The following is a 22,820-nucleotide window of genomic DNA, read 5'->3' on the forward strand; positions in this document are numbered from 1 at the left end:
GGATGCGGGCGGTGGCGGGCGGTGTTCGAACACCGCCCGCCACCGCCCGCATCCCGTGTCACCCGCGCCGCACGATCGCCTGCCTGAACCGTTCCCGTCGCTCTACCGTGGTTGCGGGGAGGGACAACCGTGGAAGCACTGCGGTCTGAGGATCCGTCAACCATCGCGGGGTACCGCATGCTCGCCCGGCTCGGCGCCGGGGGCATGGGCCGCGTCTATCTCGCGCGTTCGCCCGGAGGGCGACCGGTCGCGTTCAAGGTCATCCGGGCGGACTTCGCCGACGACGCCGACTTCCGCGTGCGGTTCGCGCGGGAGGTGGCGGCGGCCCGGTCGGTGAGCGGCGTCTTCACGGCACCCGTGCTGGACGCCGACCCACAGGGCGACCCGCCGTGGCTGGCCACCGGGTACGTGGCCGGGGTCGCGCTCGACGACGCGGTCACCCGGTTCGGCCCGCTGCCGGGTTCGCTGCGGCAGTTGGCGGGCGGCATCGCGGAGGCACTGATCGCCGTGCACGCCGCGGGACTTGTGCACCGCGACCTCAAGCCGGCCAACGTGATGCTGGCGGCGGACGGGCCGCGCCTGATCGACTTCGGCATCGCCCGCGCGCTGGAGGGCGGGACCATCACGCGCACCGGGTTCCTGGTCGGCTCACCCGGCTTCCTCGCCCCCGAGCAGGCGGGCAGCGGCGCGATCGGCCCGGCCACCGACGTGTTCGCGCTCGGTGCCGTGCTGACGTACGCGGCGACCGGCCAAACGCCTTTCGGCGAAGGCGTGTTCACCGAACTGCTCTTCAAGGTCCTGTACGGCGAGCCGGACGTGTCCGGGGTGCCCGAACGCTTCCGCCCGCTCGTGGCCGCGATGCTCGCCAAGGCACCCGCCGACCGGCCGACGCCCGGCCAGATCCTGGACCGGCTCGCGGAGTTCGGCCCGGACGCCCGCGCGGGCGCGTGGCTGCCGCGGCCGTTGACCGAGTTGGTGCTCGCGCGTTCGGCGGCGCTGCTGGCGGAGGACCCTCCCCCGGCCTTCGGCCGGGAGGCGCCCCCCGCCGCGGAGACGGTCGTAGAACACCCGGAGCCCGCGGCCCCGGTGCCTCCCGCGCCGCAACCCCCGCCACACCCCGCGCCGCCGGTCGAGCCCATATCCGAGCCCCTGTCCCAGCCCGCGCCGCTCAGACCGCCGCCCGGGCAACAGCCCACTGGACCACCGACGTCGTCGCAGGCGACCGCGTCGCAAGCGATGCCACCGGCGGTACCACCGGTGGCATCCCCGTCGCCGCGACCATCGGCACCGCCGTCGCCGTCGCTCTCGCCGCCCGGGCAGCCGCCGCACGCGCCACCGTCCGAGCGCCCCGGCGGCCCCGCCTCGGCAGGCACGGGCCAGCGCCGCCGCATCGTCGTCGCGGCGGTCGCTGTCATGGCACTGGCCGTGGCGGCCGCCGTCCTCACCCCGCGCCTGCTCGACGACGACAAGAACCCGGAGGGCGGCGGCAAGGCGAGCCCCAACTCCGGAACTCCCGGCACCGGCGGCCCCGCGTCGCCCACCGCCTGCGGCGCGGTGTCCGCGAACTTCACCGGCACCACGGTGTATCCGCAGATCAGCACGCCGACCGACGGCATCGAGCCGGAGCAGACGGCGGCGGGGTACGTCATCACGGCCGAGCCGGAGTCCGACGTACGCGCCGACTTCCAGGGCAAGGTGACCGCGCCTTTCGCGAGCGCCCGGGTCAACGGGGACCTGACCGTCGAGACGCGCGTGACGGTCGACCCGCGCGTCGGCTACCAGGCCGCCGGCCTCCTGCTGTTCACCGACCAGCACAACTACGTGCGGCTGGAGCGCGGCTACGGCGACTTCGACGCCATCGCCTTCGAGTACTTCGCGAACTCCGTGCACTACAAGCTGACCACGCCCTACAACACCGAGCCGGAAGGCAAGGTCAGGGCCACGTCCGACACGGTGTCCCTGCGCCTGGAGCGCAAGGGCGGCAAGGTCACGGCGCAGTGGCGGGCCGCGGACACCGAGCCGTGGAAGCCCCTGCCGGGCGAGGCGGCGTTGCCCGAGGGGCGCGCCGACGCGGGCATGACGGTCCTCAACTCCCCGAAGACCGGCCTGTTCAGCGCGACGTTCCGGAACCTGACCGTGAACTGCCTGTGAGCGCCGGGCGGGACCACCCGCGTACGGCCGCTACCGGGCCGCTACAGGGCCGCCCCGATCGCCGCGAGCACGATGCCCGCGGCCAGGGGCGCGAGGATCTCCCAGGACCAGGCCACCTTGACCGGTCCCGTCGACTCCTTGCCCATTTGTTCGGCCATGCCGCGGAAGTCGGCCACCGCGTGGTCGGCGAGCGCGGCCTGCGCGATCTCGTGGTGCCGGGAGCCGTAGGGGCTCTCCGCGGCCGACCGCGAGTTCATGCGCATGGCCCGCTTGCGCTCGCGCAGCGAGACCGGGATCGACCAGATGTGGAACTTGCGGTCGTCGGCCCGCACCTCCAACGAGTACTCCGCACGGACCTCCTGCACGGCGCCCCACGGGATCTCGATGGTGCGGAACGGGTTGCGGATGCGCAGCATCTCCGGCCCGGCGAACACCGCCGCGCGCAGCGTGAGCGCGACGACCACCGCGCCCACCGCGACCACGGCTCCCACGACGGTCACCGAGGCCTTGCCGTCGGCACGGACCAGGCTGTCGACGACCAGCCACAGCCCGGCGGCGAGCAGCGCGACGCCCGTGAAGACGGCCGGCTTGGACCGGTAGGTGGTGACGCCCTCATCGGTGTTCATGACTCGGGATTGTGCCCCACGCCCCGGCGGCTCGGAAACGGCAGGCCGAGCGCCCGGGCCTCGGGAGATCCGCCGGGCGGCCGCGTTCCGCGCGGATTCGCGGGCCTCCGCCCGTCCTTACCGGGCGCGTGCCGGGCCGCTGGGCGGACCAAGGGGCGAAACGTTCCGTTTGATAGCCCCTCTGGCCGTCAGCTACGCGTGTAGATATGCTCATGTGGTGACCATGCTGTCTGCCTTCCCAGCCGACCCGGCCGAGGTGACGTCCTCCGAGGCGGCCCTGACCCGGTTCCTCCACGGGCTTCCCGGCATCGACAAGGTCGGGGCCGAGTCCCGTGCCGCGATGCTCGGGACGCGTTCGATCAAGAAGGACGCCAAGGCCTTCGCGATCGACCTCGCCATCTCGATGATCGACCTGACCACCCTGGAGGGCGCCGACACCCCCGGCAAGGTCCGGGCGCTGTGCGCCAAGGCCCTCCACCCCGACCCCGGCGCCCCCGACGCGCCGCGGCCCGCCGCGATCTGCGTCTATCCGGACCTGGTCGGCGAGGCCAAGAAGGCACTCGGCGCCGCGCCCGTCAACGTGGCGTCCGTGGCCACCGCGTTCCCCTCCGGCCGCGCCGCTCTCGACGTCAAGCTCGCCGACGTGGTGGAGGCGGTGCGCGCGGGCGCCGACGAGATCGACATGGTCATCGACCGGGGCGCCTTCCTGTCCGGGCGCTACCGGCAGGTCTTCGACGAGATCGTGGCCGTCAAGGCGGCTTGTGGCAGCGCGCACCTCAAGGTGATCCTGGAGACCGGCGAGCTGTCGACGTACGACAACGTGCGCCGCGCGTCGTGGCTCGCCATGCTGGCCGGCGCCGACTTCATCAAGACCTCGACGGGCAAGGTCGCCACCAACGCGACGCTGCCCGTGACGCTCGTGATGCTGGAGGCGGTACGCGACTTCCGCGCCGCGACCGGGCGCCAGATCGGCGTCAAGCCGGCCGGCGGCATCCGGACGACCAAGGACGCGATCAAATACCTCGTCCTGGTCAACGAGACGGCCGGCCCGGACTGGCTGACCCCCGACTGGTTCCGCCTGGGCGCCTCCAGCCTGCTCAACGACCTGCTGATGCAGCGTCACAAGCTGGCGACCGGCCGCTACTCCGGCCCCGACTACGTGACGGTGGACTGACCCGTGAGCAAAGACGTTTCCACACCGGGCAAGGCGTTCGAGTACGCCCCGGCGCCCGAGTCCCGTTCCGCCGTCGACATCGCGGCGTCGTACGGGCTGTTCATCGACGGCAAATTCTCCGAAGCCGCGGACGGCGGCGTGCTCAAGACCGTCAACCCGGCCACCGAGGAGGTCCTGGCCGAGGTCGCGGTCGGCGGTGACGCGGACGTCGACCGCGCGGTCAAGGCGGCCCGCAAGGCGTTCAAGGGCTGGTCCGCGCTGCCCGGCAGCGAGCGCGCCAAGTACCTGTTTCGCATCGCGCGCCTGGTCCAGGAGCACGGCCGCGAGCTCGCGGTCCTGGAGACCCTCGACAACGGCAAGCCGATCCGCGAGTCGCGCGACGTCGACATCCCGCTCGTCGCCGCGCACTTCTTCCACTACGCCGGGTGGGCCGACAAGCTCGCGTACGCCGGCCACGGCCCCGACCCGAAGCCGCACGGCGTGGCCGGCCAGGTCATCCCGTGGAACTTCCCGCTGCTGATGCTGGCCTGGAAGATCGCCCCGGCGCTGGCGGCCGGCAACACGGTCGTCCTCAAGCCCGCCGAGACCACGCCGCTGACCGCGCTGCGGTTCGCGGAGATCTGCGTCGAGGCCGGGCTGCCGGCCGGGGTCGTCAACATCGTCACCGGCGCGGGCGCCACCGGCCGCGCGGTCGTCGCGCACCCGGACGTCGACAAGATCGCGTTCACCGGCTCGACGCCGGTCGGCAAGGAGATCATCCGCACGGTCGCCGGCACCGGCAAGAAGCTGACCCTCGAACTCGGGGGCAAGGCCGCGAACATCGTCTACGACGACGCCGCGCTCGACTCCGCGGTCGAGGGCATCGTCAACGGCATCTTCTTCAACCAGGGCCAGGTCTGCTGCGCCGGTTCGCGCCTGCTCGTGCAGGAGTCGGTCGCCGACGAGGTGCTGGCCATGCTGACCCGCCGCCTGGGCACGCTGCGCCTCGGCGACCCGCTGGACAAGAACACCGACGTCGGCGCGATCAACTCGGCCGCCCAGCTCGACCGCATCAGGACGCTGGTCGCGTCCGGCGACGACGAGGGTGCCGAGCGCTGGACCGCGCCGTGCGAGATCCCCGCGAAGGGCTTCTGGTTCCCGCCGACCGTGTTCACCGGCGTGACGCAAGCGCACCGCATCGCGCGCGAGGAGATCTTTGGGCCGGTGCTGTCGGTGCTGACCTTCCGCACCCCCGCCGAGGCGGTAGAGAAGGCCAACAACACGCCGTACGGCCTGTCGGCGGGCGTGTGGACCGAGAAGGGCGCCAAGGCGCTGTGGACCGCGCAGCGGCTGCGCGCGGGTGTCGTGTGGACCAACACGTTCAACCGGTTCGACCCGGCGTCGCCGTTCGGCGGGTTCAAGGAGTCCGGGTTCGGCCGCGAGGGCGGCCGCCACGGTCTGGAGGCGTACCTCGATGTCTAAGGCTTCGATGTCCAAGGCCGCGATGTCCAAAGACCTGATGCGCGCCTCGGGGACGGCCCGTCTGGCGGTCAACAAGACCTACAAGCTGTACATCGGGGGCAAGTTCCCCCGGTCCGAGAGCGGGCGGGTGTACGCGGTGACCGACACGAAGGACCGTCCGCTGGCCAACGCGCCGCGCGGCACCCGCAAGGATGCCCGCGACGCGGTCGTCGCCGCACGCAAGGCGTTCGGCGGCTGGTCCGGCGCGACCGCGTACAACCGCGGCCAGGTCCTCTACCGTGTCGCGGAGATGCTGGAGGCGCGCCGCGAGGAGTTCGCCACCGAGGTCGCCGCGGCCGAGGGCCTCGGCCGGGGCAAGGCGCTCGCGCTCGTCGACGCGTCGGTGGACCGCTGGGTCTGGTACGCGGGGTGGACCGACAAGCTCGCGCAGGTCGCGGGCGGCGCGAACCCGGTGGCCGGGCCGTACGCGAACTGGTCGACCCCGGAGCCGACCGGCGTCGTCGCGGTCCTCGCCCCGCAGAAGTCGTCGCTGCTCGGCCTCACCAGCGTGGTCGCCCCGGTGATCGCGACGGGCAACACCGCGGTCGTGCTGGCGTCCGAGAAGGCACCGCTGCCGGCGCTGGCGTTCGCCGAGGTGCTGGGCGTCGCCGACGTGCCGGGCGGCGTGGTCAACCTGCTGAGCGGTCCGGTCGCCGAGGTCGCCCCGTGGCTGGCCGCGCACCAGGACGTCAACGCGATCGACCTCGCGGGCGCGGCGCACAACGCCGGCGTCGCGTCGGTCCGTGACCTGGAGATCGCCTCGGCCGACAACCTCAAGCGCGTGCTGCGCCCCGAGGCCAAGGAGCCGGACTGGTCCGCGGACCCGGGCGTGGGCCGCATGCTCGCGTTCACCGAGACCCGCACCGTGTGGCACCCGACGGGCAACTGACCCGTCCCCCGGCCGGAGAGCCGGGGCACGCGCCGAGTCTGAGCGGCGCGTGCCCCGGCTCTCCGCACATCCGCCGGCGCGTCAGCCGGTGATGCCCCGGACGATCTCCTCCAGGTTGGTGCCGTCGGCGATCTGGCCGGTGACCATCCCGCTGCTGAGCGGCAGGTCGCCGACCGTGGTGCCCACCGAGTTGTCGAGCGGGTTCACGCCGGTGCCGGCGAGCGGGTTGAGCGCCACCTTCGCGGCCGGGTCGACGGCCGCCGGAACGGCCGCGTCCAGCGCCGGTTCCAGGCGCGTGGGGCCCGGCGCCTTGGGCGCGGCGGTCGCGGCCGGGGCGGCGACGCCCAGGGCCACGGCGGCGCCGATCGACGCGGCCATCACGGTACGCATTGCCGAAGCCATGGCAGGTCCTTCCGTACGACACGACCAGCCGGCGCGTCGCCGACCGCGACCGGACACGAAGAGCACCCGATCAAACACGCAAGGTAGCGAAACTGCCGTCGTCGGGGCAACGTGACACCCGCCGGAACCGAACCCGCGGCCGCGCCGTCCTCAACCGCGTGACAGCACAGCCCGGCAGACGACCGCTTCCGGGAAAACCCGGAAACGACGAAGTCCCGGGCCGGTCCGGCGAACGGACCACACCCGGGACTCCAGGTCCCCACAAGCCCCCCCGGACCGGTGTGAACTCTCCACGTCGCGCAGCCCCCGCCACCACGGCGGGGCACCTCACGTACCGCGGCTCAGGCAACCAGCTCCGCGAACGCCTCGTCCGCGCCGAAGCTGAGCGCCTCGTCCTCGCGCAGCCGGCGCAGCGCGCGCCAGATGCTGCTCTTGACCGTGCCGACGCTGACGCCGAGCACCTCGGCGACCTCGGGGTCGGTCCGGCCCTCGTAGTAGCGCAGCACGAGCATCGTGCGCTGCGGCTCGGGCAGCTTGGCCAGTGCCGACCACAGCACCGCGCGCAGTTCGGTGTCGCCCATCGAGTCCGAGCAGTCGGGGCGCTCGGGCATCTCCTCGGTGGGGTACTCGCCGATGCGGCGGCGCCGCCATGCCGATATGTGCAGGTTGGTCATCGTGCGGCGCAGGTAGCCGCCGAGCGCGGCCTTGTCCTGGATGCGGCCCCACGCCTGGTAGGTGCTCATCAGGGCGCTCTGCAGGAGGTCTTCGGCCTCGTTGCGGTCCCCGGTGAGGTGGTAGGCGGTGGCGAACAGCGCCGAGCGGCGCTCCCGCACGTACGCCGTGAAGTCGTCGTCCACGCAACCGGTGTCCTGCACGGCGGCGCGCGAGGCCGGCGTACCGGCACTCGGGACCGCGGCGAGCGCGACGACCGTGCGGCGGTTCTCGTGGCGGTCGATCAGCTGTGACTGCATGGTTCCTCCCCCAAACCCTGCTCCAACGCGAGCTTCGTTCACAGCCACAACTCTGCTGGTCGGGCTTCATCGGACCGTCTGCCTCGTGTCACAGCTGTGCAACAGGGCGCGGTGCCGGAGAACCACGGAATGCGGACCCGTGTTCTTCCCACCCGTGACGTCAGACACAATGGCTCGCGTGCCCTACCTGTTGCTGATCGAGGACGACGAGGCCGTACGCACCGGCCTCGAACTCGCGCTTGGCCGCCAGGGTCACCGTGTGGTGACCGCTGCCACCGGCGAGCTCGGCTTGGAGCGGTGGCGTGAGCAGCGCCCCGACCTCATCGTGCTGGATGTGATGCTGCCCGGAATCGACGGCTTCGAGGTGTGCCGGCGGATCCGCCGCACCGACTCGCTGCCGATCATCCTGTTGACCGCGCGCAACGACGACATCGACGTGGTCGTCGGCCTGGAGTCGGGTGCGGACGACTACGTGGTCAAACCGGTGCAGCCGCGCGTCCTGGACGCCCGCATCCGTGCGGTCTTGCGGCGCGGCGAGCGCGAGGTCTCGGACGCCTCGGTGTTCGGCGACTTGGTGGTCGATCGCAACGCGATGATCGTGACCAAGGGCGGCGAGGAGTTGTCGCTGACCCCGACCGAGCTGCGGCTGCTCGTCGAGCTGAGCCGCCGGCCGGGCCAGGCGCTGTCGCGGCAGCAACTGCTGCGGCTGGTCTGGGAGCACGACTACCTCGGTGACTCGCGCCTGGTGGACGCGTGCGTCCAACGACTGCGCGCCAAGGTCGAGTTGGTGCCGTCCGCACCGACGCTCATCCGTACCGTACGGGGCGTGGGTTACCGCCTCGACCCGCCGTGACGGGCCGGTTCGGCCGTACGCGGAAGCAGTCCACCGCCCGTCCCCGCTCGCGCCGCCCGGTGCTCGCGCGGCTCGGCCATGCGATGCGTCTGAGCTCGCTGCGGGTGCGCATCCTCGCGGTGTTCGCGATCGTCGCCCTCATCTCGGCGGTCGCGGCCTCCGGCATCGCCTACTGGCTGACCCGCAACGCGGTGCTCCAGCGTGCGCAGGACTCGGTCATCAAGGAGTTCCGCGACGGCCTCGGCCGGGTCTCCGCGAACCTGCCCGCCGACCCGACGCGGGAGCAGCTCGACGCGGCCGCGCTGCAGCTCAAGAGCACCAGCTTCGGCTACCAGGTCGTGCTGGTCGGCAAGGACGATCTCATCTCGGCACCCAGCGACGGCGAGTTCACGCTCGACGACGTGCCCGAGGACCTGCGGCGGGTGGTGAACACCACCGACGACCAGCTGAAGTACCACATGTACTTCAAGCGCGTGAACATAGACGGCCAGCCGTACCTGATCTGCGGGACGAAGGTCGTCGCGTCGGCCCCGGGGCAGGCCGACGGCCCGACCGGCTACATGTTCCAGTCGCTGCGCGCCGAGCAGACCGACCTGACGTCGCTCGCCCGCTATCTGACGACCGGTGCCGTGCTCGCGCTCGGCGCGGCCGCCGTACTCGCTCTGGTCGGCGCCCGGCACGTGCTGCGTCCGGTACGCCGACTCGGCGACGCCGCCCGGCAGTTGGGCGCGGGCAAGCTGGACACCCGGCTGGACGTCCGGGGCTCCGACGAACTCGCGGATCTGGCCCGCACCTTCAACGACGCGGCCGAGAAGCTGGAGCGCAGCGTCACGGAGCTGCGGGCACTTGAGGCGTCGTCGCGGCGGTTCGTCGCCGACGTGTCGCACGAACTGCGCACGCCGCTGGCCGCGATGACGGCGGTGAGCGAGCTCCTGGAGGAGGAGGCCGACAGCCTCGGCGAACAGGGCGCCCCCGCGGCCCGCCTGGTCGTCGCGGAGATCGACCGGCTCGCCACGCTGGTCGAGGACCTGATGGAGGTCTCGCGCTTCGACGCGGGCACCGCCGCCCTGGTCCTCGACGACGTCGACATCGCCGACCTGGTCACCGCGTGCCTCGACGCGCGCGCCTGGATGGACGCCGTCGACCTGCGCTCGGCACGCGGCATCATCGCCCGGGTGGACGCGCGCCGCCTCGACGTGATGGTGTCCAACCTGGTCGGCAACGCGCTGCGGCACGGAGGTTCGCCGGTGACCGTCGAGATCCGCCGTGAGCCCCGCACGCACGTACCCGGCATGCTCGCCGTGGAGGGTACGGAAGACCTGGTCATCGACGTGTCCGACACCGGCCCCGGCATCCCCGAGGAGGTCCTGCCGCACGTGTTCGACCGGTTCTACAAGGCGGACAGCTCACGGGCACGCTCCGAGGGCAGCGGCCTCGGCCTGTCCATCGTGATGGAGAACGCGCGGATCCACGGCGGTACGGCGTCCGCGTCCAACGTCCCGGGCGGGGGCGCGATGTTCAGCCTGCGGCTGCCGCTGGTCCCGCCGGCCGACGACGAGATGGACGCCGGGTCCGACACGTCGCTCCGGCTCGGAGGTGCCCCGTGAGCCCGGCCCGGCACGTCGCCCGGCGCACGCCGTCCGGCACGGCCTCGCCCCGGACCGTAGGCCGGTACCGGCGCTCCCGCCGCACCCTCGCCCTCGTCGGCGTGGTCGGCGCCGCGGCGCTGCTCGTCGGGTGCGGGATCCGGGAGACCGAGGGCCCGATCAACGCCGGCGAGCCCGCGAAGCGGCCCCAGGGCACCGCGACGTCGCCCGTCCTGGCCATGCACTCGATCTACCTCGTGCGCAACGGCCGCCCCGCGCCGGTGTTGCGCGGCGACGCGGTGGACCTGCCGGTGCCGGGGCAGAACTCGACGCGCCAGCCGGTGCCGGGCGACCCGCTGCGCATGTCGCTGATAGACCGCCTGCTGCGCGAACTGGGCCACGGGCCGAACGCGGAGGAAGCGGCCGCGGGCTGGACGACGAGGCTGCCGGTCGGCGGGGTGAAGCTCGCCGAGCCGGTCGCCGAGGACCCCGCGATCCTGATCCGCCTCGACCTGGCCGCCGTCTCCGAACTGGACCCGGTGGCGCTGGGCCAGGTGGTCTGCACGCTCCAACACGCGGCGAAGTCGGCCTCGGTGCTCCTGGCCGGGCGTACCGGCCCGGGACGCCCGCTGTCGTGCGCGACGTTCGAGGACGGGCCGCTCGGCCCGGAAGCCGGCCCCCCGCCCACGCCGTCCGCCCCGTCCGCGACCCCGTCGGCTTAGGCCGCGCCGACCTCGTCCGCTTCGCGGTCCTTGGCGGCCTGTTCGTCTTCGGCTTGTCCGTCGTCGGCTGTTCGTCCTGGGCCTGTGTGTCGTCGGTCTATGTGGCGTCGGCCTCGCCGCCGGTCGACCGGTCCCTCGTCCTCAGGGTCGAACCCTGAGGAGTCCCCTACGCCCGCGAGGCGGTTCCTCCGCCTTGCGCAGCATGTCCGTCCGGTCCGGCAGGAGGACGAAATGCGCCTCGGTCCTGCGTACCTTCGAAGGTGAGGGTGCGAGGTACGCGCCGCTCCGAGGAGGAACAGATCGCCATGTACGCCATGACGCAACCCGCACGATTGACCCGGCCCCGCGAAGGCCGGATGATCGCCGGCGTCTGCGCGGGTATCGCACGCCGCTTCGGCTGGACCCCCAAGGCGGTCCGCATCGCCTTCGTCGTCTCCTGCCTCCTGCCCGGCCCGCAGTTCCTGCTGTACCTGGCGATGTGGGTGGTCGTCCCCAAGGACAGGTGACCCGCGCCCGGCCGCAGCGGGGGTCTTGCGCCTATCATCCGTTCAGGGTCCGGACGGTGTCCGGACCGGGGACGGACGTACGGCGCAGGCGAGGGGGGAGGCCCGGTGGGGCCGACGTACCACAGGAACAGGATCATCACGCTGTCCGTCGTGGGCGGCGTGATCGTCACGCTGCTGGGGCTCTTCCTGAGCGGGACCCTCGCCGTGAAGGCGGCGAAGACGTCCGCGATGTCGTCCAAGAAGTACTCCGACCAGGAGATCGAGGACAACAACCGCTTCTGGGACGACGAGGGCAGGCTCGGCGAGGCCAAGCCGGTCGGCCCGCAGGGCGTCGAGGCGCCCTCGAACCCGAACTTCCGGCCGCCGCGCACGGTGGACGCCGAGGGCGTCTCCGCTCCGTACGACCAGGAGACCGCGATACGCGGCAAGATCTTCTTCGAGGTGCCGGGCGGCGTCGCGGAGTGCAGCGGCACCGTCGTGAGCCATCCGACGGGCAACATGGTCTGGACCGCGGCGCACTGCCTGCACGGCGGACAGAGCGGCGACTTCTACAAGCGCGTGACGTTCATCCCGGGCTACAACGGCGCGGGGCGCACGTCCGCCGACAAGGCGCCGTACGGCCGCTGGCCGGCCCGCCAGGTCGAGGTGAGCGACCAGTGGGTCGAGGACGCCGACCCCGAACGCGACAGCACCGCCTCGCCCTTCGACTTCGGCGCGTTCATCGTGCAGCCGCCCCCCGGCCGGCAGTCGCTGGAGGAGGAGTTGGGCAACAGCGCCGAGATCCTGTTCAACGCGCCGCGCAACCTGACCGTCGACTCGTTCGGGTACCCGGGCGAAGAGCCGTTCGACGGCAGCGAGTTGTTCACCTGCCACTCGCCGACCACGGACTTCCGCAACACCGGGTGGCCGGAGCCCGCGATGTTGTGGATGGGCTGCACGATGACCGGCGGGTCCAGCGGCGGGGGCTGGTTCGCGGAAGTCGAGGGCAAGAGATATCTGGTCAGCAATATCTCGCTGGGGATAACGACGTCGACCGCGGAGACGATGACGGGCCCCTACCTGGGGAACGTCGCGCGCTCGTTGTACGACCGGTTCTGACCTGCCCGAGACACGGGAAACCGCCGGACCGCGCCTTGCGGGGACGCGGACCGGCGGCGGGCAGCCGTACGGTCAGCCGGTGAGGCCGGGAACGCCGGGCAGGGCGTTGGTCGGCAGGGCGTTGGCGGGCAGGGCGTTGGTGGGCAGCGACTGCGTCGCCGACTGCGCCGCGGTGTCCAGACCGCCGGTGACCTGGCCGGTCGGCAGGCTGTCGGTCACCCCGCTGATCGGGAACGGCCCGAGGGTGCCGCTGTTCTCCTGCGCCACCTTCGGCACCGTGGGGACGTTCGGGTTGAGCAGTCCGGCGTTGCCACCGGTCACGGCCATCGCCGATCCGGCCGTTCCGGCCACGATCGCCGCACCGAGCCCGGCCGTGACAGCTGCCTTACGCGTTACCGATCCCATGAGCATCCTCATCTTCCGGACGCGGCTCTACCACGCCACGTGACGACATGACCACGAAAGGTAGCGAACGCAAGACGGGGAGTGCAAAACGCAAAAGGCCCGGGCAGCCGCTTGCCGAGGCCGTCCGGGCGTATTGCGTTCCGCCGAATCCGCAGGTCAGCCGCGCGGGAAAAGCCATTCGGCGCGAAGTGCGGCGTAACCGGGCTTGATCACCTCGTTGATCATGGCCAGCCGTTCGTCGAACGGGATGAACGCGGACTTCATGGCGTTGACCGTGAACCACTGCATGTCGTCCAGGTCGTAGCCGAACGCGTCGACCAGGTGCTCGAATTCGCGGGTCATCGAAGTCCCGCTCATCAGCCGGTTGTCGGTGTTGACGGTGACCCGGAAGTACAGCTTGCGCAGCAGGCCGATCGGGTGGTCCGCATAGGAATCGGCGGCGCCGGTCTGGAGGTTGGAGGTCGGGCACATCTCCAGCGGGATGCGCTTGTCGCGCACGTACGCGGCCAGGCGGCCGAGCGAGACGGAGCCGTCGTCCTTGACGTCGATGTCGTCGATGATGCGCACACCGTGTCCGAGACGGTCGGCGCCGCACCACTGCACGGCCTCCCAGATCGACGGCAGGCCGAAGGCCTCGCCGGCGTGGATCGTGAAGTGGAAGTTCTCGCGCTGGAGGTACTCGAACGCGTCGAGGTGGCGGGTGGGCGGGTGGCCCGCCTCGGCGCCCGCGATGTCGAAGCCGACGACGCCCGCGTCCCGGTAGCGGTTGGCGAGTTCGGCGATCTCCAGCGAGCGGGCGGCGTGCCGCATCGCGGTCAGCAGCGCGCCGACGCGGATGCGGTGGCCGGTCCGCGCGGCGTTGTGCTCGCCGAGGCGGAAGCCCTCGTTGACGGCCTCGACGACCTCGTCCAGGGTCAGGCCGGCGTCGAGGTGCTGCTCGGGTGCGTAGCGGATCTCGGCGTACACGACGCCGTCGGCCGCCAGGTCCTCGGCGCATTCGGCGGCGACGCGCACCAGCGCCTCGCGCGTCTGCATGACCGCGCAGGTGTGCGTGAACGTCTCGAGGTAGCGCTCCAGCGAGCCGGAGTCGGCCGCTTCGCGGAACCAGGTGCCGAGTGCGTCGGGGTCGTCGGTCGGGAGGTTGCCGTAGCCCACCGCGGCGGCGAGTTCGACGATGGTGGCCGGACGCAGGCCGCCGTCGAGGTGGTCGTGGAGGAGAACCTTCGGGGCTCGGCGGATGTGCTCGGCCGAGGGCGAGACTGCGTGTTGGCTGTGCATGCGCAGACTTTAGTACCTACGCGCGTAGAAGGCACGAATGTCAGGTGAAGACAGGGCGCGGAAAAGATGGCGGTCCAGGTCGGCCGAGGCGCCCCCCGCCGCCCCGAGGATGCCCCGGGGCACCACCCGGCCGCAGTCGGGGCCGCGGTCCGGTCTCAGCCCCGGCCCAGCAACCGGCCGGTACGGCCGATCACGAACTCGCGGAACAGCCGTACCGGTGCCGTCTCCGGGCGCTCCCGCGGCCACGCCAGGCCGATCGTGCGGTACGCGCGGGGCTCGGTGACCGCCAGCTGCACGGTCCCCGGCCGTACCGCCTCGGGCGCGGGCAGCAGCGCGACCCCGAGCCCCGCCGCGACCAGGCCGCGCAGCGTCTCGGCCTCCTCGCCCTCGAAGGCGACGCGCGGCACGAACCCGGCCTCCGCGCACAGCGCGTCGACGATGCGGCGCAGGCCGTACCCGGGCTCCATGCACACGAACTCCTCGCCCGCCGCCTCGGCCAGCCGCACCCGCCCGCGGCCCGCGAGCCGGTGGTCGGCCGGGACCACGAGGTAGAGCCGCTGGTCGTCGAGTGCGCGCACCGCGAGGTCGGGGTCGTCCGGCAGCGGTGAGGTCAGGCACAGGTCCAACTCCCCCGCGCGCATCCGGACGAGCATCGACGCGGCCGAGTCCTGCACCAGCGAGAAGCGGATCCCGGGGTGGTCGGCGCGGAACGCGCGCAGCAGTCCCGGGACGGCCTCGGCACCCATCGTGTGCAGGAAGCCGAACGCCACCTTGCCGCGGGCCGCACTCACCTCCCCCTGGATCTCCTCGCACGCCTCGTCGAGCCGGTCGAGCACCGGCTCGACGGCGGCCAGCAGTGTGCGGCCCTGCCGCGTCAGGCGCACCCCGCGCCCGGTGCGCACCAGGAGGGGCACGCCCAACTCGGCCTCCAGCCGCGCCATCGAGCGGCTGAGCGTCGGCTGCGGTACGCCCAGCTCCTCGGCGGCGCGCGTCACATGCTCGCTGCGCGCCACCGCCGCGAAGTGCACGAGCCTGGGCACGAGGACCTCCAACGGATTCTCGGCACCGTCCGGGCGTGCGCCACCGGCTGACCTGCTCTCATACGACATGGCATCAATCATCACCGAAACATGCATTGGACGCATGACTCGGCGAGCCCTACGTTCGTCGGTATGTCCGCGTCGTCCGCACAGTCCGAGTCCTCCGCGCCGGAACCTGCCACACCGGGGCCCGCCCCGGTGGCCCGCCACGCCAAGGGCACCGCCGCGTACCGCCGCGTCAACCTCGCGCTCTTCCTCGCCGGATGCGCGACGTTCGCGATGCTCTACACGACGCAGACCCTGCTGCCGCAGCTGTCCGGCGCGTTCCACCTCAGCCCGGCCCAGGCGAGTGCGTCCGTCTCGGTCGCCACCGGGGCGCTCGCCCTCGCGGTCATCCCGGTGAGCATGCTCTCCGAGCGCTGGGGCCGCACGCGGATCATGACCGTGTCGGTCTTCGCCGCCGCGCTGCTGGGCGTACTGGCCGCGTTCGCACCGGACTTCGGCACCCTCGTCGCCCTGCGCACCCTCCAGGGCGTGGCACTCGCGGGCCTCCCGGCGACCGCGATGGCGTACCTCGCCGAGGAGATCGAGGGCACCTCGCTCCCGGCCGCGATGGGGCTGTACGTCGCGGGCAACAGCATCGGCGGCATGGGCGGCCGCCTGGTGACGGGGCTCGCGGGCGACCTGGGCGGCTGGCGTACCGCACTCCTCACCATCGGCCTCGTCGCCCTCGCCTGCGCGGTCGCGTTCCGCGTCCTGGTCCCCCGCTCGCGCAACTTCCGCCCGGCGGACCGCAGCGCGCGCGAACTCGCCGGAACGCTGCGCACGCACCTGGCCGACCCGGTCCTGCGCCGCCTCTACCTGCTGGGCATGCTCTTCATGGCGGCCTTCGGGACCGTCTACAACTACCTCGGCTACCGCCTGCTCGACGCCCCGTTCAACCTCCCCGAGGCGGTCGTCGGCGCGGTCTTCGTCATCTACCTCGCGGGTACGTTCAGCTCCGCCGCCGCGGGGCGCATGGTCGGCCGCTTCGGCCACCGCGGCACGCTGTGGGCCGCCTCCGCGGTCACCGCCGCCGGAGCGCTCCTCACGCTCCCCGACCACCTGGTGTTCGTGATCCCCGGCCTGGTCGTCCTGACTGCCGGCTTCTTCGCCGGTCACGCCGCGGCGAGCGCGGCGGTCGGGCTGCGGGCGACGCGCGGGCGGGCGCAGGCCTCCGCGCTGTACATCGCGGCGTACTACCTGGGCAGCAGCCTCGGCGGCCCGCTCGGCGGCATCGCCTTCCACGACATCGGCTGGCCCGGCGCCGTCGCCTTCGTCCTCACCCTGTGCGCGCTGGCCGCCCTGGTGACCGCCGGTCTGCGCACCGGGAACTCCGCCGCCACCCCGGTCACGCAGTCCTCCGCGCGGCGCGCCCCTGCCAGGGCCTGACCCTGGCAGAGGTACGCCTCGGCGGAAAGGTTCAGCAGGTGAGGCCGGTCACGAGGTGAGGCCGGTCAGGAGGTGGGGCCGATGCGGTCGATGACGATGGGGGTGGGCTCGAACCTCGTCCCCGGGGCCGCGACGTCGTACGAGTCGGCGACCGCCTCGAGCGCGTAGTCGAACCGCTCGGGGGTGTCCGTGTGCAGGGTCAGCAGCGGCTGGCCCTGGGCCACCGTGTCGCCCGGCTTGGCGTGGATCTCGACGCCCGCGCCCGCCTGCACGGCCTCTTCCTTGCGCGCGCGGCCCGCGCCCAGGCGCCAGGCGGCCACGCCGACGGCGTACGCGTCCAGGCGCGTCAGCACGCCGGAAGCGCTCGCCGTCACCACGTGGGTCTCGCGCGCGGTGGGCAGCGCGGCGTCCGGGTCGCCGCCCTGCGCGGCGATCATGCGGCGCCAGGCGTCCATCGCCGAGCCGTCCTTGAGCGCCTCGGCGGGGTCCCGGTCGGTCACGCCCGCGGCGGCCAGCATCTCGCGGGCCAGGGCCAGCGTCAGTTCGACGACGTCGGCCGGACCGCCGCCCGCCAACACCTCGACGGACTCGCGGACTTCGAGGGCGTTGCCGGCGGTCAGGCCCAGCGGCGTGGCCATGTCGGTCAGCAGCGCGACCGTCCGGACGCCGTGGTCGACGCCCAACCGCACCATCGTGCGGGCCAGTTCGCGGGCGTCGGCGAGTTCCTTCATGAACGCGCCGGTGCCGACCTTGACGTCGAGGACCAGCGCGCCGGTGCCCTCGGCGATCTTCTTGCTCATGATGGAGCTGGCGATCAGCGGGATCGCCTCGACGGTGCCGGTGACGTCGCGCAACGCGTACAGCTTCTTGTCGGCGGGGGCGAGGCCGTCGCCGGCCGCGCAGACGACCGCGCCGACCGACTCCAGGACGGCGAGCATCTCGTCGTTCGAGAGCTGCGCCCGCCAGCCGGGGATGGCCTCCAGCTTGTCGAGCGTGCCGCCGGTGTGGCCGAGGCCGCGTCCGGACAACTGCGGGACGGCGACGCCGCACGCGGCGACCAGCGGCGCGAGCGGCAGGGTGATCTTGTCGCCGACGCCCCCGGTGGAGTGCTTGTCGGCGGTCGGCCGCGACAGCCCGGAGAAGTCCATGCGCTCGCCGGACGCGATCATCGCGTCCGTCCAGCGGTTGATCTCGGCGGAGGTCATGCCGTTGAGCAGGATCGCCATCGCGAGCGCGGACATCTGCTCGTCCGCGACCTCGCCCCGCGTGTAGGCGTCGACCACCCAGTCGATCTGACTGTTCGTCAGCTCGCCTCGGTCGCGCTTCGTGCGGATGACGGAGATGGCGTCCATGCTCAACAGGCTCCTCGCTTCACTTTCAGGTCAGGTTGTCGGGGCCGAAGGCGTCCGGCAGGACCTCGCTCATCGGCCGGATGCCCCGCGCGGTGTCCACCAGCAACCCCGGGCCGCCGTGCTCCCACAGGAGTTGGCGGCAGCGACCGCACGGCATCAGCACCGCGCCGTCGCCGTCGCAGCACGTGAACGCGACGAGGCGGCCGCCGCCGCTCGCGTGCAGGGCTCCCACCAGACCGCATTCCGCGCACAAAGTCACGCCGTACGACGCGTTCTCCACATTGCAGCCCACGACGGTACGCCCGTCGTCGACCACCGCGGCGGCGCCGACCGGGTACTTCGAGTACGGCGCGTATGCGTGCGTCATCGCCTCGCGCGCCGCGTCCCGCAGTGCCTCCCAGTCGACGTCCGCGCCGGTCGTCGGATGGCTGCCCGCATCGGTTCCGGTCATGCCGTCAGCCCTTCGTGTAAGGCTTGTTGGCCGCGGCCGGCGGTCGGACCTTGCCCACCAGGCCGGCCACCGCGAACACCGTGACGATGTACGGCAGCATCTGGAGGAACTCCGCCGGGATCGGCGTCTGCAGCGGCTGGAGCGACGTCGCGAGGGCCTTCGTGAAGCCGAACAGCAGGGCCGCCGCGACGGCGCCCAGCGGACGCCAGCGGCCGAAGATGACCGCCGCCAGCGCGATGTAGCCCGCGCCGGACGCCATGTCCTTGCTGAACGTGCCGACCGTGCCGATGGTGAGGAACGCGCCGCCGATGCCGGCGATGAGGCCGGCCCCCGAAACGTTCAGGTAGCGGGTGCGCAGCACCTTGATGCCGACCGTGTCCGCCGCCGTCGGGTGCTCGCCGACCGCCCGGGCGCGCAGGCCCCAGCGGGTGTGGAAGAGCGCCAGGTGGACGACCGCGACCAGGACGTACATCAGGTACACGATCACGTTGACGTCGAAGAGCACCGGGCCGATGACCGGGATCTCGGACAGGCCGGGGATCGCCCAGTTGTCGAAGGTGCCGGGGTTGTTGTACTTGTCGCTGTTCGGCCGTAGCAGCTGCGAGTACAGGAAGCCGGTCATGCCCGCGACGAGCAGGTTGATGACGACACCGAGCACGACCTGTTCGACCAGGTAGCGCACCGCGAACACGGCCAGCAGCAGCCCGACGAGGCCGCCCGCCACCGCGCCGGCCACCAGGCCCGCGTACAGCGAGTCGGTGATGGAGCCGACCAGTGCCGCGGAGAACGCGCCGGCCAGGAACTGGCCCTCGATGGCGATGTTGACGACACCGGAGCGCTCGCCGATGACGCCCGCGAGGGCGCCGAGGATGAGCGGCGTCGCGGCGAGCATCGTGTTCTGCAGCGCGCCCGCGAAGGACATCTGCTTGCCGGCGATGGCCCAGCTGAGGAACGCGACCACGAACGCGATCACGAACACCGCGGCGCTCAGCCGCCGGGCGAGCTTGGACCGGTCCAGCAGGATGCGGGCCACGCCCGCCGCCATGCACAGGATCGACATCGCGATCGCGGTGCCGCGCGCGGCGACGTCGAGGTCGCCGACCTCGGGGCCGGAGCCGGAGACGGTCAGGCCGAAGACCGCGTCGACGCCGCCCTTGGTGCCGAAGCCGAAGGCCCACAGCGCGTACACGCCGATCAGGACGAAGCCGATGCCGGTGATCAGCGCGCGGCGCCGGGCGGCGGCCGCGAGCGTACGCGCCGCGGCACCCGTGGCCTCCTGGGGCGCCTCTGCCTCGGGGGTGATGAGAGTGTTCGACATCAGACGGCCTCCGCCCCTGCGGTTTCCTTCGCCACCAGGCCGCCTTCGCCGCCCCGGTGTGCGCCCTTGAGGCGGAAGATCGTGCGGACCAGGGCGGGTGCCGCGACGCAGAGCACGATCACCGCCTGGATGACCATGACGATGTCGATCGACACGCCCACGGCTGCCTGCATCTTCGAACCGCCCGCCTGGAGCGCGCCGAACAGCAGCGCCGCGAAGATCACGCCCAGCGGCTTGGTGCGGCCGAGCAGCGCCACGGTGATGGCGGTGAAGCCGAGGCCCGCGTCGATGGTCGGGCTCAGCTGGTGGCCCGCGTTGTACGGGCCGGCGAGCTGCGAGACGCCCACCATGCCGGCCATCGCGCCCGCGATGGCCATCGCCACGATCTGCGCGCGTCCCACGCTCATCCCCGCGGTGCGGGCGGCGTCCGGGTTGGAGCCCACCGCGCGCAGTTCGAAGCCCATCGTCGAGCGGTTGAGGATCCACCAGTACAGCGCCACCGCGGCGAGCGCGAGGATGATGCCGAGGTTGATGCGCAGCTCGTCGCCGAACAGCCGGGGCAGCAGCGCGCCGTCGTCCAGCGGCTTGCCGATCGGCTGCTGCTGGTTCTCCTCGCGGAAGGTGTCGGTGGTGAGCAGCCACGCGAGGAAGTTCAGCGCGATGTAGTTGAACATGATCGTGATGATCACCTCGTGGGCTCCGAAGCGGGCCTTGAGGACGCCGGCGAGCCCGGCGTACACGGCACCGCCGAGGATGCCGCCGACGATCACGAGGATGAGCAGCAGCGTGCCCGGCAGGTCGAAGGTGAAGCCGACCCACGACGCGACGATGGCGCCTGCGATGAGCTGGCCCTGCGCACCGATGTTGAACAGCCCGGCGCGGAAGGCGATCGAGACCGAGAGACCGCCGAAGATCAGCGGGGTGGCCTGCGAGATCGTCTCGGAGATCGGGTTGAGGATGTAGGGCGCGTAGTTGCTGTCAAAAGTGCCCGGGTCGACGATCGAGCCCTTGAAGAGGGCGACGTACGCGTCCTTGACCAGGTTCCACGACGCCGACAGCGCGTCGCCCGGGTCGTCGAAGAAGTACTTGTACTTGTCCAGGACGTCCTGGTTCGACAGCACGATCAGGACGGCGCCGACGAGCAGAGCCAGCACGATCGCCAGGAACGTGACGACGGCCGAGTTGCCGGTGACGATGCCGTCGACGACCTGGCGCCCGAACGACTTCCGCGGCTGCGCCTGGGCCTTCTTCGCCGCGGCGACGGCCGCGACGGGCTTGTCGGCGGGCGTCTCGGCCGGCTGCTCGGCGGGCGTCCCGGCAGGGGTTCCGGCCGGTGTCCCGGCAGGCTGCTCGGGAGGCGTGCTGCCCTCGGGCTTCTTGCCGTCGCCGTCGTTGTTCGCGTCGCTCATGCCTGCCCCTCCTCTCCACCGGTCGTGTCCGTGTCGTTGCCGCCGTCGTTGCCGCGGTCGCGCGGGGTGTCCTCGACGTCCAGTTCCAGCGACGGACGTGTGGCGGCCTTCTCCAGCAGCGCGGGGTCCTCGACACCGGCCATCAGGAGGCCCAACTGCTCACGTGTCGCGGTCGGCGGCACGATGCCGACGATGCGGCCGCGGTACATGACCGCGATCCGGTCGGCCAGCGCGACGACCTCGTCCAGTTCGGTGGAGACGATGACGACCGGCGTGCCGACGTCCCGCTCGGCCACGATGCGCTGGTGGATGAACTCCATCGCGCCGACGTCCACACCGCGCGTGGGCTGCGAGGCGATGAACAGCCGCAGCGGGCGCGACATCTCGCGCGCCACGACGACCTTCTGCTGGTTGCCGCCGGACAACGAGCCCGCCGGGCTGTCGATCGACTGCGTGCGGATGTCGAACTCCTCGACCCGCTTGTACCCGTTCTCGCGCACCTTCTTGGGGTTGATCGCGATGCCTCCGCCGTACGGCGGGCGCGTGACCAGGTCGAGCACCAGGTTCTCGGAGACCGTGAACTCGCCCACGATGCCGTCGTGCTGGCGGTCCTCGGGTACGAACCCCACGCCGGCGTCGAGCGTCTTGCGCGGACTGAGCGCGGTGATGTCGCGGCCGTCCAGCCGGATCCGGCCGGCGGCCGGCCGGCGCAGCCCGAGGATCGCCTGCGTCAGCTCGGTCTGGCCGTTGCCCTGCACGCCCGCGACGCCGAGGATCTCGCCCTCGCGCAGTTCCAGGTTCACGCTGTCGACCTGGACGTTGCCGAAGTCGTCGAGCACGGTGACGTTCTCGAGGGTGAAGCGCACCTCGCCCGGCTGCGCGGGTTCCTTGTGCACCACCAGGTCCACGGGCCGGCCGACCATGAGCGAGGCCAACTCGGTCTCGGAGGAGGACGGGTCGGCGCTGCCGACTACCTTGCCGCGGCGGATGACCGTGATGCGGTCGGCGACGGCCTTGACCTCTTTGAGCTTGTGGGTGATGAAGACGATCGAGTGGCCCGAGTCGCGCAGCGCGCGCATGACGCGGAACAGCTCCTGGGTCTCCTGCGGCGTCAGCACCGCGGTCGGCTCGTCGAGGATGAGCACCTTGGCGTCGCGTACCAGGGCCTTGAGGATCTCGACGCGCTGCTGAAGGCCGACGGGCAGGTCCTCGACGGTCGCGTCCGGGTTGACCTCGAGGCCGTACTCGGCGACCAGGTCGAGCACCTTCTTGCGGGCGCGGCGGCGGTCCAGCCAGCCGAGCGCCTGGGTCTCCTCGTTGCCCAGCATCACGTTCTCGGCGACCGTGAAAACCGGCACGAGCATGAAGTGCTGGTGGACCATGCCGATGCCGGCGTCGATGGCGTCGCCCGCGGTCCTGAAGGTACGCGGCTGTCCGTCCACGACGATCTCGCCCGACGTCGGCTCGTAGAGCCCGTACAGGACGTTCATCAGCGTCGACTTGCCGGCACCGTTCTCACCGAGGAGGCAGTGGATCTCTCCGGGCTCGACGGTCAGATCGATGTGGTCGTTCGCGACCAGCGATCCGAACCGTTTCGTGATCCCGCGCAGTTCCAGCTTCAGCGCGGTCACCTCCTCAGCGGCGCTGCGCCCCGGGCG

Annotated in this window: 21 protein-coding genes; 10 read left to right on the plus strand and 11 right to left on the minus strand. The window is 71.9% G+C overall.

The features are described from left to right. Positions 1-129: 129 nt before the first annotated feature. Positions 130-2,151, plus strand: coding sequence for a protein kinase domain-containing protein (locus ACWD12_RS01545; protein WP_450097867.1), 2,022 nt, complete (start codon positions 130-132; stop codon positions 2,149-2,151). Between the two features lie 41 nt (positions 2,152-2,192). Here ACWD12_RS01545 and ACWD12_RS01550 read toward each other — a convergent pair whose 3' ends face one another. Further along, on the minus strand, positions 2,193-2,777 hold the full coding sequence (locus ACWD12_RS01550) for a PH domain-containing protein (RefSeq protein WP_450097868.1): 585 nt from the start codon (positions 2,775-2,777) through the stop codon (positions 2,193-2,195). 223 nt (positions 2,778-3,000) lie between these two features. Here ACWD12_RS01550 and deoC point away from each other — a divergent pair, with 223 nt between their 5' ends. The 3 genes from deoC to ACWD12_RS01565 are packed head-to-tail and all read left to right on the plus strand — an operon-like array spanning position 3,001 to position 6,340. Further along, positions 3,001-3,951, plus strand: a complete 951-nt coding sequence (gene deoC / locus ACWD12_RS01555) for a deoxyribose-phosphate aldolase (protein ID WP_358362568.1) — start codon at positions 3,001-3,003, stop codon at positions 3,949-3,951. 3 nt (positions 3,952-3,954) lie between these two features. Beyond that, entirely contained in the window at positions 3,955-5,412 is a 1,458-nt protein-coding gene (locus ACWD12_RS01560; protein WP_358362561.1) for an aldehyde dehydrogenase family protein, read from the plus strand. Between the two features lie 37 nt (positions 5,413-5,449). Next, positions 5,450-6,340, plus strand: a complete 891-nt coding sequence (locus tag ACWD12_RS01565) for an aldehyde dehydrogenase family protein (protein ID WP_450098194.1) — start codon at positions 5,450-5,452, stop codon at positions 6,338-6,340. Positions 6,341-6,421: 81 nt separating this feature from the next. On the opposite strand, the gene ACWD12_RS01570 is transcribed toward ACWD12_RS01565, so the two are convergent. Next, positions 6,422-6,742, minus strand: a complete 321-nt coding sequence (locus tag ACWD12_RS01570) for a hypothetical protein (protein ID WP_358362558.1) — start codon at positions 6,740-6,742, stop codon at positions 6,422-6,424. A 341-nt stretch (positions 6,743-7,083) separates the two neighbouring features. Beyond that, complete coding sequence (locus tag ACWD12_RS01575; protein ID WP_358362557.1) at positions 7,084-7,713, minus strand: SigE family RNA polymerase sigma factor; 630 nt, start codon at positions 7,711-7,713, stop codon at positions 7,084-7,086. Positions 7,714-7,891: 178 nt separating this feature from the next. On the opposite strand from ACWD12_RS01575, the gene ACWD12_RS01580 reads away from it, so the two are divergent. The 5 genes from ACWD12_RS01580 to ACWD12_RS01600 all read left to right on the plus strand — a co-directional run bounded on the left by ACWD12_RS01580 (position 7,892) and on the right by ACWD12_RS01600 (position 12,478). After that, entirely contained in the window at positions 7,892-8,566 is a 675-nt protein-coding gene (locus ACWD12_RS01580) for a response regulator transcription factor (RefSeq protein WP_281475360.1), read from the plus strand. 83 nt (positions 8,567-8,649) lie between these two features. Beyond that, positions 8,650-10,173, plus strand: a complete 1,524-nt coding sequence (locus ACWD12_RS01585) for an ATP-binding protein (protein ID WP_450098195.1) — start codon at positions 8,650-8,652, stop codon at positions 10,171-10,173. Continuing rightward, a complete protein-coding gene (locus tag ACWD12_RS01590) occupies positions 10,170-10,874 on the plus strand; it encodes a hypothetical protein (RefSeq protein ID WP_450097869.1) in 705 nt (234 codons plus the stop codon). Before ACWD12_RS01585 ends, ACWD12_RS01590 begins: the two co-directional genes overlap by 4 nt. A 314-nt stretch (positions 10,875-11,188) precedes the next feature. Then, positions 11,189-11,380, plus strand: a complete 192-nt coding sequence (locus ACWD12_RS01595; RefSeq protein WP_358362566.1) for a PspC domain-containing protein — start codon at positions 11,189-11,191, stop codon at positions 11,378-11,380. Positions 11,381-11,485: 105 nt separating this feature from the next. Then, the gene (locus ACWD12_RS01600; protein ID WP_358362554.1) at positions 11,486-12,478 is read left to right on the plus strand and encodes a trypsin-like serine peptidase; all 993 of its coding nucleotides are present in this window, start codon (positions 11,486-11,488) and stop codon (positions 12,476-12,478) included. A 72-nt stretch (positions 12,479-12,550) separates the two neighbouring features. On the opposite strand, the gene ACWD12_RS01605 is transcribed toward ACWD12_RS01600, so the two are convergent. From ACWD12_RS01605 to ACWD12_RS01615, 3 genes are all read right to left on the minus strand, one after another. Further along, complete coding sequence (locus ACWD12_RS01605; RefSeq protein WP_450097870.1) at positions 12,551-12,883, minus strand: hypothetical protein; 333 nt, start codon at positions 12,881-12,883, stop codon at positions 12,551-12,553. A gap of 156 nt (positions 12,884-13,039) precedes the next feature. After that, complete coding sequence (locus ACWD12_RS01610; RefSeq protein ID WP_450097871.1) at positions 13,040-14,161, minus strand: adenosine deaminase; 1,122 nt, start codon at positions 14,159-14,161, stop codon at positions 13,040-13,042. Positions 14,162-14,316: 155 nt separating this feature from the next. After that, positions 14,317-15,270 (minus strand): LysR family transcriptional regulator, encoded by a 954-nt coding sequence (locus tag ACWD12_RS01615; protein ID WP_358362549.1) that lies wholly within the window; start codon positions 15,268-15,270, stop codon positions 14,317-14,319. A gap of 63 nt (positions 15,271-15,333) precedes the next feature. Here ACWD12_RS01615 and ACWD12_RS01620 point away from each other — a divergent pair, with 63 nt between their 5' ends. Beyond that, entirely contained in the window at positions 15,334-16,632 is a 1,299-nt protein-coding gene (locus tag ACWD12_RS01620) for an MFS transporter (protein WP_450097872.1), read from the plus strand. Positions 16,633-16,697: 65 nt separating this feature from the next. Here the strand turns inward: ACWD12_RS01620 and ACWD12_RS01625 are convergent, their stop codons facing one another. The 5 genes from ACWD12_RS01625 to ACWD12_RS01645 are packed head-to-tail and all read right to left on the minus strand — an operon-like array spanning position 16,698 to position 22,793. Continuing rightward, entirely contained in the window at positions 16,698-17,990 is a 1,293-nt protein-coding gene (locus tag ACWD12_RS01625; protein ID WP_358362545.1) for a thymidine phosphorylase, read from the minus strand. 19 nt (positions 17,991-18,009) lie between these two features. Next, positions 18,010-18,435, minus strand: a complete 426-nt coding sequence (locus tag ACWD12_RS01630) for a cytidine deaminase (protein ID WP_450097873.1) — start codon at positions 18,433-18,435, stop codon at positions 18,010-18,012. Between the two features lie 4 nt (positions 18,436-18,439). Then, positions 18,440-19,753: an ABC transporter permease gene (locus tag ACWD12_RS01635; protein WP_358362542.1), complete on the minus strand. Its 1,314-nt coding sequence runs from the start codon at positions 19,751-19,753 to the stop codon at positions 18,440-18,442. After that, complete coding sequence (locus ACWD12_RS01640) at positions 19,753-21,162, minus strand: ABC transporter permease (protein WP_450097874.1); 1,410 nt, start codon at positions 21,160-21,162, stop codon at positions 19,753-19,755. The genes ACWD12_RS01635 and ACWD12_RS01640 overlap by 1 nt, the downstream gene beginning before the upstream one ends. Next, a complete protein-coding gene (locus ACWD12_RS01645; RefSeq protein ID WP_450097875.1) occupies positions 21,159-22,793 on the minus strand; it encodes an ABC transporter ATP-binding protein in 1,635 nt (544 codons plus the stop codon). Before ACWD12_RS01645 ends, ACWD12_RS01640 begins: the two co-directional genes overlap by 4 nt. Positions 22,794-22,820: the final 27 nt, after the last annotated feature.

The sequence above is a fragment of the Streptodolium elevatio genome (assembly GCF_053592165.1).

Excerpts from the sequence above, each read along its gene's own strand:
- ACWD12_RS01640 (WP_450097874.1), bottom strand. The coding sequence starts at position 21,162 with ATGAGCGACGCGAACAACGACGGCGACGGCAAGAAGCCCGAGGGCAGC.
- ACWD12_RS01630 (WP_450097873.1), bottom strand. The coding sequence starts at position 18,435 with ATGACCGGAACCGATGCGGGCAGCCATCCGACGACCGGCGCGGACGTC.
- ACWD12_RS01575 (WP_358362557.1), bottom strand. The coding sequence starts at position 7,713 with ATGCAGTCACAGCTGATCGACCGCCACGAGAACCGCCGCACGGTCGTC.
- ACWD12_RS01570 (WP_358362558.1), bottom strand. The coding sequence starts at position 6,742 with ATGGCTTCGGCAATGCGTACCGTGATGGCCGCGTCGATCGGCGCCGCC.
- ACWD12_RS01635 (WP_358362542.1), bottom strand. The coding sequence starts at position 19,753 with ATGTCGAACACTCTCATCACCCCCGAGGCAGAGGCGCCCCAGGAGGCC.
- ACWD12_RS01595 (WP_358362566.1), top strand. The coding sequence starts at position 11,189 with ATGACGCAACCCGCACGATTGACCCGGCCCCGCGAAGGCCGGATGATC.
- ACWD12_RS01585 (WP_450098195.1), top strand. The coding sequence starts at position 8,650 with ATGCGTCTGAGCTCGCTGCGGGTGCGCATCCTCGCGGTGTTCGCGATC.
- ACWD12_RS01615 (WP_358362549.1), bottom strand. The coding sequence starts at position 15,270 with ATGTCGTATGAGAGCAGGTCAGCCGGTGGCGCACGCCCGGACGGTGCC.
- ACWD12_RS01610 (WP_450097871.1), bottom strand. The coding sequence starts at position 14,161 with ATGCACAGCCAACACGCAGTCTCGCCCTCGGCCGAGCACATCCGCCGA.
- ACWD12_RS01550 (WP_450097868.1), bottom strand. The coding sequence starts at position 2,777 with ATGAACACCGATGAGGGCGTCACCACCTACCGGTCCAAGCCGGCCGTC.
- ACWD12_RS01620 (WP_450097872.1), top strand. The coding sequence starts at position 15,334 with ATGTCCGCGTCGTCCGCACAGTCCGAGTCCTCCGCGCCGGAACCTGCC.
- ACWD12_RS01565 (WP_450098194.1), top strand. The coding sequence starts at position 5,450 with ATGCGCGCCTCGGGGACGGCCCGTCTGGCGGTCAACAAGACCTACAAG.
- ACWD12_RS01605 (WP_450097870.1), bottom strand. The coding sequence starts at position 12,883 with ATGGGATCGGTAACGCGTAAGGCAGCTGTCACGGCCGGGCTCGGTGCG.
- deoC (WP_358362568.1), top strand. The coding sequence starts at position 3,001 with ATGCTGTCTGCCTTCCCAGCCGACCCGGCCGAGGTGACGTCCTCCGAG.